Source organism: Brevundimonas sp., from assembly GCF_041648115.1.
Classification (GTDB): Bacteria; Pseudomonadota; Alphaproteobacteria; order Caulobacterales; family Caulobacteraceae; genus Brevundimonas.
This window is the reverse complement of sequence record NZ_JBAZPR010000005.1, coordinates 135328-146720: the sequence shown is the minus strand read 5'-3', so window position 1 is coordinate 146720 and position 11393 is coordinate 135328. Positions and strand designations below refer to the sequence as shown.

Genomic DNA, 11393 nt, shown 5'->3' with positions numbered 1-11393 from the left:
ACCCGCGTAAGTTGTTTTAGTCTTCGGAAGCTGCGGCGGCTTCCGGCTTACGGCGCGGGGCGCGACGACGCGGGGCCGCCTCGCCTTCGGCTTCTGGAGCAGCGGCCGCCGAAGCCGGCGCGCGGGTCAGGAAGCCCGGCAGGGCGGTCGGGGCGTCGCCGTCGTCCGCAGCGATGGCGGCGGCGGTGCGACGCGGACGGCGGGCGGGACGGTCCTCGACGGCGGGCGTTTCGGCTTGGCTCTGGACAACAGGCGTCTCGACGACGGGCGTCTCTGCGACGGTCTCGGCCTCGGCGTGAGCGGCGGTGTCGGCGCCTTCGCCTTCCTGGCCGTCGAAGCGGCGGTTGCGTTCCTCGCGGCGACGCTCCCAGCGTTCGCGACGGCTTTCGCGACGACCGCCCTCGCCCTCGGCGCGGACCTCGTCCCCCTCGCGCGGCTCGCGGAGTTCACGCGGTTCGCGAGGCGGTTGGGCGTCGCGGTTCTGGGCCTGGTCGCGGTTTTGATCGCGGTCGCGATTCTGGTCGCGGTCACGATCACGATCACGGTTTTGGGTCTGATCCCGATCGCGATTGTAGTCGCGGTCGCGGTCGCGGTCGCGATTTTGGTCGCGGTTCTGGTTCTGCTCGGTGCGGTCGGACGCTTCCTGCGCCTGGCGGTCGGCCGCCTGCTGGGCGGCGACGAAGGCGGCGGCCTGGGCGCCGGATTCATCCTCGAAATCGATGTCGAAGCCCTGGTTAGACTGTTCGCGCGCGGCGATGTCGGAGAAGGACCGCTGCGGCTGGAGCGCGCGCAGGACGCGGTAATAGTGTTCGGCGTGCTGCTGATAGTTTTCGGCCAGCACCCGGTCGCCGCCGGACGAGGCGTCGCGGGCGAGCTGCTGATAGCGCTCATACACGGTCTGGGCGTTGCCCCGGACCTTGATGTTCTCGGGGCCTTGCGAGTCCCACGAACGATTCGGATTGGCGCTGTTGGCGTTCGACGCGCCCGCCTTGTTCCGATTGCGTCCGCGCTGACGCTTCATGCCCTTGAAATCTCTCATTCGCGCTACCGTGTGCAGGGATGGAGCCCAGGCCGTCGGCCGGTTCCGTCCGTTTCGTGGTTCCGTTTCGCTCGGGGCCGATCCCCGATTGTCGAACTGTCGGAATGCCTTGTCGCCCGCATGGTGCGCCGGTCCTTTCGGGACCGACCGTCATGATCGGCTCAAGTCGCGAACAACCGGGTTGAGGCCCGTAAAGCTGCGTTTGAGTGGGAGACGAGCGAGACTTACCCCGTGCGCCGTCCCTTTCCAAGAGTTTTCGTCAAAGCGTCGCACGGGCTCGTTAACAGCCCCGCTTTGCCGATGGCAGCCTGCTGGGCTAGGCATGACCTTTGAGACGACGACGAGGCTATCCCATGCGTGTTCTGGTTCTGGGCGGCGACGGTTTCTGCGGCTGGCCCACGGCCCTGCATCTGTCGGCCGCAGGGTGGGACGTGACCATCGTCGACAATCTGAGCCGCCGAAACATCGACAACGAGCTGGAGGTCCAGTCGCTGACGCCGATCCGCACGATGGGCGAGCGGATCAATGCGTGGAAGGACGTCTCCGGCCGCGACATCGGCTTCGTCAACATGACGGTCGGCAAGGAATTCGACCGGCTGGTCGCCCTGATCCGCGACTACGCGCCCGACAGCGTGGTGCATTTCGCCGAACAGCGGGCCGCCCCCTATTCGATGAAGTCGGCGCGGCACAAACTCTACACCGTCGACAACAACATCAACGCCACCAACCACCTGCTGGCCGCCATCGTCGAGAGCGGACTGGACGTGCATCTGGCCCATCTGGGGACCATGGGGGTCTATGGCTACGGCACCGCCGGCCTGCGCATCCCCGAGGGCTATCTGAAGGTGACGGTGGACACCGACCATGGCCCCGCCGAGCAGGAAATCCTGTTCCCGCCCAATCCGGGCAGCATCTATCACATGACCAAGACGCAGGACGCCCTGCTGTTCCAGTTCTACGCCCGCAACGACGCCTTGCGGATCACCGACCTGCACCAGGGCATCGTCTGGGGCACTCAGACGACCGAGACCAAGCAAGACGAACGGCTGATCAACCGCTTCGACTATGACGGCGATTACGGCACGGTTCTGAACCGCTTCCTGATGCAGGCGGCGGTGGGCTATCCGTTGACGGTCCACGGATCGGGCGGTCAGACCCGGGCCTTCATCCATATCCAGGACACGGTGCGCTGCGTCGAGCTGGCGCTGAAGAACCCGCCCAGGCGTGGCGAGCGGGTCAAGATCCTGAACCAGATGACCGAGAGCCGGCGCGTGCGCGACCTGGCCGCCATGATCGCCGACAAGACCGGCGCCGAAATCCACAACGTCGCCAACCCCCGCCAGGAGGCCGACGAGAACGATCTGGTCGTCGCCAACGACCAGTTCCGCGATCTGGGGCTGAAGCCGATCACCCTGGCCCAGGGCCTGATGGACGAGGTGACCGAGATCGCCCGCCGCTATGCCGACCGGGCCGATTTGACGCGGGTGCCGTGCGTGTCCGCCTGGAACCAACGCCGGGCGGAGGCGCTGGAAAATGAGGCGCGCCCGCCAGTCGCCGCGCCGCTTTCCAAAGTTCTGACGGCCTGAGTAACGTGATGTCCGACGTCCCTTCTTCCCTCAACCTGCTGATCTTCGGCGGCGGCTATCTGGGACGGGCGGCGGCGCTGGAGGCGATCCGGCGCGGCGGACGGGCCAGCGCCACCTCGCGCAATCCCGAACGACGTCGCGCCCTGGCGGCCGAGGGCGTCACGGCCATCGACCCGACAGACACGGCCGCACTGAAAACGGCGCTGGAGGCGGCCACCGCCGTGCTGATCACCGCCGCGCCGGACGCCCATGGCTGCCCCGGTCTGCGCGCGCTGGGACCGCTGGCCGGCGACGCCTGGCCCGACTGGATCGGCTACGTCTCCTCCACCTCCGTCTATGGCGACCGGGCCGGCGGCTGGGTGTTCGAGACCGGCCCCCTGAACGCCGCCACCCTGGAGGGCGCGCGCCGGGTGCGGGCCGAACGCGACTGGCTGGACGGGGCGCAGGGGATGGGACTGACGGTGCAGATCTTCCGCCTGCCCGGCTTCTATGGGCCGGGGCGCAGCGTGGTCGAGCGGCTGCGGGACGGCACGGCGAAACTGGTGCGCAAGCCCGGTCAGGTCTTCAACCGCATCCATGTGGACGACATCGTCTCGGGCCTGTTCGCCTCAATGGCACGGCCGCGTCCGGGGGCGGCCTATAATCTGACCGACGACGAACCCTCGCCGGCCGATGTGGTGATGGAATGGGCCGCCGACCGGATGCGCCTGCCCCGCCCGCCCCAGGTCGACTGGACCGACGACAGCGTCAGCGAAGCGATGCGGCGCTTCTACCTGGATTCCAAACGCGTCTCGAACGCGCTGGCCAAGGCCGAGTTGAGCTGGCGACCCGCCTATCCGACCTGGCGCGAAGGGCTGGCGACGCTGCTGGATGCGCCGCCGCCGTTGCGACTTGTAAGCTGACTTTCGTCATCCTCCGGCGCGCAGCGACCGGGGGATGACGAAAGAGAAGATCAGAACGGCAGCAGATTCCGCTGACGGCTGTAGCTCATGGTCCCAACATTGGCGCCCAGGCGCAGGCCGACACCGGTGCGGATGGGGGCCAGGACGATGCCGTCGGCGCGCTGATAGTTCACGCCCAGGCCGGCGACCAGATAGGCCGATCCCTCGATGCCCGGATAGCGGCGATAGATCATGTCGGGGTGGTACAGGCCGTAGACCAGGGTGAAGACCCGGCTGGCGTTGCCGCCCCAGTCCCAACCCACGGACGCGCCCTGCCAGAACACCTCCTGCGAGGCCGACAGATCCTTCATGTGCAGGGCGCCGCGGCCATAACGCGCGCCGACGACCACGGCGCCGGAACCCTCTTCGCCCGCGATATAGGCGGTGGGACGGTCGCCCTGGTCGGCGAAGACGCGCTCGATGGCGCCGCCCACGACCTCGGCCGCGATGCCCAGTTCGCGCGAGCCGGCCGAGACCAGTTCGTCGAAGCTGTAGGCCTGGGCCGTCTGGTCCGAGCGGATCGGATAGTTGGGATCGCGCGCCGGGGCCGAGGCGCAGGCGCCCAGCGACGACGCGCCGGCGGCTGTGGCGAGGCCGGACAGGATCAGTTGGCGACGATGCATGGGGGACGCTCCGAGAGGCGGCGAGAGGACGGCCGGCTGGCGCGCCGGTCTTGGCCTCACCGTCCCCGACCTTTGCGGCAGCCTTGCGGCTTCAAGGTTAACGAGGGCTTACGGACGGTTGGGAAGTCGTCTCCTCACCACCTTGTGGGGAGGGGGACCGCGAAGCGGTGGAGGGCTCTTGAAGTCACGCGGTTGTCCGTGCGGCGTCGCAGAACCCCTCCGTCTCTCCGCTTCGCTTCGAGCCACCTCCCCATGAATGGGGAGGAGACTTTGATCGTAATCCTACCCCCGCAACCTACCGCCCTGCTTTTCCACCGCCGCCACGACCTTGGCGGTCAGGGCTTCGATTTCGGCTTCGGTCAGGGTGGCGTCGCGGGGTTGGATGACGACTTCCAGGGCGACGGACTTGAAGCCCTCGTCCACGCCCTTGCCGCGATAGATGTCGAAGACGCGGACCTCGGCGATCAGGGCCTTGTCGGCGCCGGTCGCGGCCCGGACCAGGTCGCCGACGGGCTTGGCGTCCTCGACCACGAAGGCGAAGTCGCGGGTCAGGGGCATGAAGGCCGACAGGTCGGCCGATCCGCGCGCCTTGCCGGATTTGCCGCGCGGCTCGGGAACGTTGTCGAGCACGATCTCGAAGGCCAGGATCGGGCCGTCGGCGTCCAGGCTTTTAAGCACACGCGGATGCAGTTCGCCGAACTCGACCATGACGTTCTTGGGGCCCAGTTGCAGCCGGGCCGAACGGCCGGGGCGCCACCAGTCGCGGTTCTGGCCTTGGACCAGTTGCAGCGAGGCGACCGGGGCGCCGATCTCTTCCAGCAGGGTGGTCAGGTCGGCCTTGAGCGCGAACAGGGCGTCCTCACCGGCGCCGGCCCAGTGACGGGCGGCGTGGGGGGCGACCAGGGCGGCGATGACCGTGCGCTGATCGCCTGGACCGTCGCCCAGATAGATGGGGCCGATCTCGAACAGGGCGGCGTCGGCGAAGCCGCGCGCGGCGTTCCTCGCCGCCGCCTGAATCAGGTTCGGCAGGGCCGAGGGTCGCATGCAATCCAGATCGGCCGCGATGGGGTTCTCCAGCACCAGCTTTTCGTCGCCGCCGCCGAACAGGACGGCCGTCGATTGCTTGGTGAAGGACCAGGTGACGGCCTCCGCATACCCCAGGGCGGCCAGGGCCCGGCGCGCCGTGCGGACGCGGGCCTGACGCGGGTTCAGCACGCCGCCGGCGGGGCGAGCGACTTCGGGCAGGGGCGTGTCGGGCAGGCTGTCGAAGCCCTCGATTCGCGCGACCTCTTCGACCAGATCGGCGCGGCCCTCGACGTCGCGACGCCACGACGGCGGGGTCACGGTCCAGGGCTCGGCCTGATCGGCGGGGCCGGCGGTGACCTTGAAGCCGAGCTGGCCCAGGATGGTGCCGATGCGGTCGTCGGCCAAGTCCATGCCGGTCAGGCGCTTCACATAGGCCGGGTCGAAGGCGAAGGGCGCCGGGCTGGCCGGCGGCTCGCCGACGAAGACGATCTCGGACGGCTCGCCGCCGCACAGGTCCAGGATCAGGCGGGTGGCCAGCTCCAGCCCCGGCGTGACCGAGACCGGATCGACGCCGCGCGCGAACCGATACTGGGCGTCGGAATGGATGCCCAGCGCACGGCCCGTCTGGGCGACGACCAGCGGATCGAACCAGGCGCTTTCAACGAAGACGTCGGTCGTGGTCTCGTCGCAGCCGGTCGACTCGCCGCCCATGACGCCGCCCAGGCCGATGGGGCGCTCACCTCCGGCATCGGCGATGATGCAGTCGGTCGCGGCCGACGCATAGGTCTTGCCGTCAAGCGCGATCAGATGTTCCGCCGCCCCTGTCTCGGCCGAGGTCAGGCCGCCGCGCACCACGATCTCGGTCCCCGACAGCTTGGCCACGTCATAGACGTGCAGCGGCCGGGCGCGGTCGTAGGCGATCAGATTGGTCACATCGACCAGCCGGTTTATCGAGCGCAGGCCGATGGCCGTCAGCCGTTTTTGCAACCAGGCTGGCGACGGGCCGTTCTTGACGCCGCGAATGACGCGACCGGCGAAGACCGGGCACATTTCGGGCACGTCCAGCCGCACCGTGATCGGCGAGGGGAAGGCCCCGCGCACCACCGCGATGTCGAAATGCTTCAGCTTGCCGACGCTGGCGGCGGCCAGATCGCGCGCGATGCCGGCGACGCCCAGCCAGTCGGGGCGGTTCGGCGTCACCTCGAAATCGATGACGGGTTCCGCGCCGAACAGGCCGGCGACGGGCGTCCCTACCGGAATCTCGGGCGGCAGTTCCTGGATGCCGTCGCTCTCGTCGGACAGCTCAAGCTCGGAGGCCGAACACAACATGCCGTTCGACACCACGCCGCGCACCGGCTTCTCGACCAGGGTCACGCCGAGACCCGGCACATAGGCGCCGATGGGGGCATAGATGGTGGTCAGGCCGGCCCGCGCGTTCGGGGCGCCGCAGACGATCTCTTTCAGCCCATCGACGGTCTCGACCTGGCAGACCTGCAGCCGGTCGGCGTTCGGGTGACGCTCGGCCGACAGGATTTTGGCCACGGTGAAGGGCGCCAGCTTGGCAGCGGGGTCGATGACCTCCTCGACCTCCAGCCCAGCCATCGTCATGGCCTCGGCGATCCGATGAACATCCGCCTCGGTCTCGAGGTGGTCCTTCAGCCAGGACAGGGTGAACTTCATTGTTGCGGCGCCGTGAGAGTGGGTATGGCGGCCAGTTGATCGAGAATGTCTCCCGAGCCCGTGAAGCCGATGTTGTAGAATTCGCAGCCGAAGAACCGGCAGTCGCGCATGGGAATCGTGCCGATGGCTTTATCTCCGACGGGACGCAGCAGCAGGTTCTGGATGCCGCCGCGGCTGTCGCCGAAGTTGGTGTCGTCGAAGGTGACGCCCTCCGACACCAGGATGATCGCCGGCCCCTGGAAGCGGCAGCCTGTGAAGGTGCGACCCTGAATCAGGCCGGCACCGTTCTTCGACGCCGCAACATATAGTTCGTAGAGGACGATATCCACGTCCTTGAACGCGGCGGCGTTCAGGTCGGGCGCGTCCGTCACGGCGCGGTTGATCGGCAGCATCGATGTCATCCGCCAGCCCTTCCGTCCAGCATGTCGACGAGACCGTTCAGGAAGGTCGCATCGCCGGTGAAGCCGACGCGCAGGAAGCGGCAGTTGACGAAGGTGCAGTCCTTGAACGGAACCGCCCCCGTGACCTTTTGCGGCCCCATCGGCGTCAGCATCAGATTGCGCGCGTCGCCCATGGTGTCGCCCATGTTGCACCCGTCGAAACTGCAGCCCGAGATCGGCAGGAACACCGCCGGGCCTTCAAAGAAGCAGTCGGTGAAGGTGCGGCCCTCGATCAGAGCCTCACCGCGCTGTGCGGCCTCGATGACCAGTTGCGGCAACCAGATGTGACGAGACACATACTGCGGTCCCGGCCCGATGATCGGCAGACCCAGCGTGTCGTCGGTGAAGGTCATGGTCATGGATCAGCTCAGGCCCGAGGCCGGATTGGGGGCCGCGAAGGCCGAGAAGCCGTAGTGCGACAGCCAGCGGGTGTCGGCGTCGAACATGGGGCGCAGGTCGGGCACGCCGTATTTCAGCATGGCCAGGCGGTCCACGCCCATGCCGAAGGCGAAGCCCTGATACTCGTCCGGGTCGATGCCGCAGTTCCGCAGCACATTGGGATGCACCATGCCGCAGCCCAGGATCTCCAGCCAGTCGTCGCCGGTGTTGAACACCAGTTTGCCGCCCGAACGGTCGCAGCGGATGTCCATCTCGGCCGAAGGCTCGGTGAAGGGGAAGTGGTGCGGACGGAACCGCGCCTGAACCGCATCCAGCTCGAAGAAGCGGGCGATGAAGGTCTGCAGCGTCGTCTTCAGATGGCCCATGTGGATGTCGCGATCGATCACCAGGCCTTCGATCTGGTGGAACATCGGCGTGTGGGTGGCGTCCGAATCCTTACGGAAGGTGCGGCCCGGCGCGATGATGCGGATCGGCGGCTTCTGGGACATCATGGTGCGGACCTGCACCGGCGAGGTGTGGGTCCGCAGCACCTTGCGCTCGCCCGTTTCGGGGTCCGGCTTCAGGAAGAAGGTGTCGTGCATTTCCCGCGCCGGGTGTTTGGGCGGGAAGTTCAGGGCGGTGAAGTTGTGGAAGTCGTCCTCAATGTCGGGACCCTCCGCCACGGCAAAACCCATCTCGGCGAACAGGGCGATCATCTCGTCCATCACCTGCATGGTAGGGTGAACGCCGCCCTTCCTGCGTGGCCGGGCCGGCAGGGTCAGGTCGATGCGCTCGGACAGCAGCCGTGCGTCCAGTTCTGCGGCCTCCAGTTCGGCCTTCCTGGCGGCGATGGCGGCAGACACCCTGTCACGGAGCCCGTTGATCATCGGCCCCTGTTCGCGGCGTTCGTCCGGGCTCATCGCGCCCATGCCCTTCAGCAGGCCGGAGACGGAGCCGGACTTGCCCAGGGCGGCGACACGCACCTCTTCCAGGGCGGCGACGGTTTCCGCGCCGCCGATGGCGTTGATCAGTTCGAGTTCGAGTGTGGCGAGATCGGTCATTTGACCCGTGCCTTAACGGGTGGAACGGCTTTCGTCACCCTTCAAGGCGATGCAGCGAACGTCCGACGGCTTGCGCGGGACCAGCCATTTTCATCCGTCAACGGATCGACTGTCGAAAACCCGCCGCGAAAGGTTCATGAACGGCAAAGCTGGCGTTAAATCTCATACTCTAAGCCGTGGGCCGAACGGGTGAGGATCTTGATGCCGCGTATCGGTGACTTCGTTGATTTGATCGCGCCGGTGGCTCCGTCGACGCCGGGCGCCGAGGTGTTCGAGCGGTTCCAGACCGAGCCCAACACCCTGGCCCTGGCCGTGGTGGACGACGACGGCCGCCCGGTAGGCATCATCGAGCGCAACGCCTTCACCCTGAGGATGGCGGCCGAGTTCGGACGCGCCCTCTATGCCCGTAAACCCGCCGAAAGCCTGATGGACCGCAACCCGCCTCTAGCGGAAGCGGCGACCAGCGCGCAGGCCTTCTTTCAGGCCTTTGGGACGGCGGAGTTGGGAGCCCTGCTTAGCGGCTTCGTCGTGGTGGCGGACGGTCGCTACGTCGGTGTCGGCACGGCGCTTCAGATCGTTCAGGCGGGCGCGGCGCTTCACCGCCAGCGCGCCGAGGAGATGGGCGCCCTGGCCCGTGACCTGGCCATCGCAGAGGCCGAGGCCGTCGCCTCCAGCCGCGCCAAGTCCGAGTTCCTGGCGGTGATGAGCCACGAGATCCGCACGCCCCTGAACGGGGTGCTGGGCGTCGCCGCCCTGATGGACAAGAAGCTGGAGCAGGAAGAGCTGCGCCCCTATGTCCGCACCGTCATCGATTCGGGCCAGAGCCTGCTGCGGCTGCTGACCGATGCGCTGGATATGTCGCGCGCCTCGGCGGGCATGCTGACGCTGGAAGAAGAGCCGCTGGACCTGTCGGCTGTCGCCTTCGACATCGACGCCCTGTGGCGCGCGCGGGCTGAGGAGAAGGCCCTGGCCCTGACGATCCGCACCGACCTGGCTGTCCCTTGGGTTCAGGCCGACGGCATGCGGTTGAAGCAACTGCTGAACAACCTGATCGGCAACGCCCTGAAATTCACCCTGACGGGCGAGGTCGTCGCCCTGATCGAAAGCCGCCCCGACGGCGAGGTGATCTTCACCGTGGACGACAGCGGCCCCGGCGTGCCCGAGGCGGCGGCGGCGACCATCTTCGACCCCTTCAACACCGGCAAGGCCGGGCGCGAGGGCGCGGGCGCGGGCCTGGGTCTGGCCATTTGTCGTCAGATCGCCGAGCGGATGGGCGGCGTCATCTCCCTGGCGACCTCGCCCCAGGGCGGCGCCCGGTTCCAGGTGCGGCTGCCGCTGCGCGTCGCGGTCGAACGGGCGGCGGCTGTCCCCGTCATGGCCGAGCCGACGCCGCACGACACCCTGCATGTGCTGGTGGTGGACGACAATGCGACCAACCGCTTCGTCGCCGGCAAGCTGCTGGAGCTGTTCGGCTGCACCTGCGAGATGGCCGAGAACGGACGCGAGGCGGTGGACGCCGTCAGCGCGCGTCCATTCGACCTGGCCCTGATGGACATCAAGATGCCGGTGATGGATGGGGTCGCTGCGACGCGAGCCATTCGCGCCCTGCCCGGCTCGGCCGGCGGCCTGCCGATCCTGGCCCTGACGGCCAACGCCGACGAACGCGACGAGCTGGACTACATCGCCGCGGGCATGAACGGGGTGGCCCAAAAGCCGATCCAGCCCGACGCCCTGCTGAACGCCATCCGCATGGTGCTGGCGCAAAGCCGTATGGCGGAGGTCGCCGAGGCGGCCTGAAACGAAGAACGCCCGCCCCGGAAAACCGGAGCGGGCGTCATTTTTCTTGCGCTACGCTCGCGACGCGGTCGCTCGCGTCTTGAGCGCGGCCGTTACGCCAAGGCCCTTAAGCCAGAGCGGCGCGGACCTTGTCGGCGACGGCCTTGAAACCGGTCGCGTCAGCGGCGATCGAGGCCAGAACCTTGCGGTCCAGTTCGATGCCGGCCTTGTTCAGGCCGTTGATGAACTGGCTGTAGGTGAAGCCTTCCAGACGAGCGGCAGCGTTGATGCGCTGGATCCACAGGGCGCGGAAGTTGCGCTTCTTGGTGCGACGGTCGCGATAGGCGTATTGCCCGGCGCGGTCGACGGCGGCCTTGGCCGTACGGATGGTGTTCTTGCGGCGGCCGGAGAAGCCCTTGGCCTGCTCCAGAACCTTCTTGTGCTTGGCGTGCGAGGTTACGCCACGTTTAACGCGAGCCATGTCGCTATTCCTTCAAATTCTTTGGGATGGAGATCAGTCGTACAGCGCGCGCCGATCAGGCGTACGGCATGTAGGATTTGATCTTCTTGGCGTCGGCGTCGGCCATGACCTTGGTGCCACGGTTTTGACGGATGTATTTCGAGTTGTGGCTGATCAAGCGGTGACGCTTGCCCGCAACGCCCGACTTCACCTTGCCCGTGGCCGTGAATTTGAAGCGCTTTTTGGCGCCCGACTTCGTCTTCAGTTTCGGCATTTCAATCTCCTATTTGAGGGGCTGCCGCCTTCGGGCTGCTTGAGCCGTGGGGTGGTGCTTCCTCAGAGTTTAAGAACCGCCCAGGCATGCCTGTTCGCCCGGCGGTTCG

11 protein-coding genes are annotated in these 11393 nt (G+C 67.4%); 3 read left to right on the top strand and 8 right to left on the bottom strand.

The genetic code is table 11. From position 1 onward, the window contains the following. Nucleotides 1-16: 16 nt before the first annotated feature. The gene (locus WC597_RS06250) at nucleotides 17-1039 is read right to left on the bottom strand and encodes a DUF4167 domain-containing protein (RefSeq protein WP_372692441.1); all 1023 of its coding nucleotides are present in this window, start codon (nucleotides 1037-1039) and stop codon (nucleotides 17-19) included. Between the two features lie 353 nt (nucleotides 1040-1392). Between WC597_RS06250 and WC597_RS06245 the strand changes: the two genes are divergently transcribed. Together WC597_RS06245 and WC597_RS06240 are read left to right on the top strand one after the other, a co-directional pair. Further along, the gene (locus tag WC597_RS06245) at nucleotides 1393-2625 is read left to right on the top strand and encodes an NAD-dependent epimerase/dehydratase family protein (RefSeq protein ID WP_372692440.1); all 1233 of its coding nucleotides are present in this window, start codon (nucleotides 1393-1395) and stop codon (nucleotides 2623-2625) included. An 8-nt stretch (nucleotides 2626-2633) separates the two neighbouring features. Then, nucleotides 2634-3527 (top strand): SDR family oxidoreductase, encoded by an 894-nt coding sequence (locus tag WC597_RS06240; protein WP_372692439.1) that lies wholly within the window; start codon nucleotides 2634-2636, stop codon nucleotides 3525-3527. Between the two features lie 50 nt (nucleotides 3528-3577). Here WC597_RS06240 and WC597_RS06235 read toward each other — a convergent pair whose 3' ends face one another. From WC597_RS06235 to pheS, 5 genes are all read right to left on the bottom strand, one after another. Further along, nucleotides 3578-4189: a DUF1134 domain-containing protein gene (locus WC597_RS06235; RefSeq protein WP_372692438.1), complete on the bottom strand. Its 612-nt coding sequence runs from the start codon at nucleotides 4187-4189 to the stop codon at nucleotides 3578-3580. A 282-nt stretch (nucleotides 4190-4471) separates the two neighbouring features. Beyond that, the gene (pheT, locus tag WC597_RS06230; protein WP_372692437.1) at nucleotides 4472-6895 is read right to left on the bottom strand and encodes a phenylalanine--tRNA ligase subunit beta; all 2424 of its coding nucleotides are present in this window, start codon (nucleotides 6893-6895) and stop codon (nucleotides 4472-4474) included. Beyond that, nucleotides 6892-7287 (bottom strand): hypothetical protein, encoded by a 396-nt coding sequence (locus tag WC597_RS06225; RefSeq protein ID WP_372692436.1) that lies wholly within the window; start codon nucleotides 7285-7287, stop codon nucleotides 6892-6894. The genes pheT and WC597_RS06225 overlap by 4 nt, the downstream gene beginning before the upstream one ends. Before the next feature lie 5 nt (nucleotides 7288-7292). Then, on the bottom strand, nucleotides 7293-7694 hold the full coding sequence (locus tag WC597_RS06220) for a hypothetical protein (protein WP_372692435.1): 402 nt from the start codon (nucleotides 7692-7694) through the stop codon (nucleotides 7293-7295). A gap of 3 nt (nucleotides 7695-7697) precedes the next feature. Then, nucleotides 7698-8774, bottom strand: a complete 1077-nt coding sequence (gene pheS / locus WC597_RS06215) for a phenylalanine--tRNA ligase subunit alpha (protein ID WP_372692433.1) — start codon at nucleotides 8772-8774, stop codon at nucleotides 7698-7700. Nucleotides 8775-8975: 201 nt separating this feature from the next. On the opposite strand from pheS, the gene WC597_RS06210 reads away from it, so the two are divergent. Continuing rightward, nucleotides 8976-10571, top strand: coding sequence for an ATP-binding protein (locus WC597_RS06210; protein ID WP_372692432.1), 1596 nt, complete (start codon nucleotides 8976-8978; stop codon nucleotides 10569-10571). 106 nt (nucleotides 10572-10677) lie between these two features. Here WC597_RS06210 and rplT read toward each other — a convergent pair whose 3' ends face one another. Beyond that, nucleotides 10678-11031, bottom strand: coding sequence for a 50S ribosomal protein L20 (gene rplT / locus WC597_RS06205; RefSeq protein WP_159848990.1), 354 nt, complete (start codon nucleotides 11029-11031; stop codon nucleotides 10678-10680). A 55-nt stretch (nucleotides 11032-11086) separates the two neighbouring features. Further along, a complete protein-coding gene (rpmI, locus tag WC597_RS06200; protein ID WP_135193772.1) occupies nucleotides 11087-11284 on the bottom strand; it encodes a 50S ribosomal protein L35 in 198 nt (65 codons plus the stop codon). Nucleotides 11285-11393: the final 109 nt, after the last annotated feature.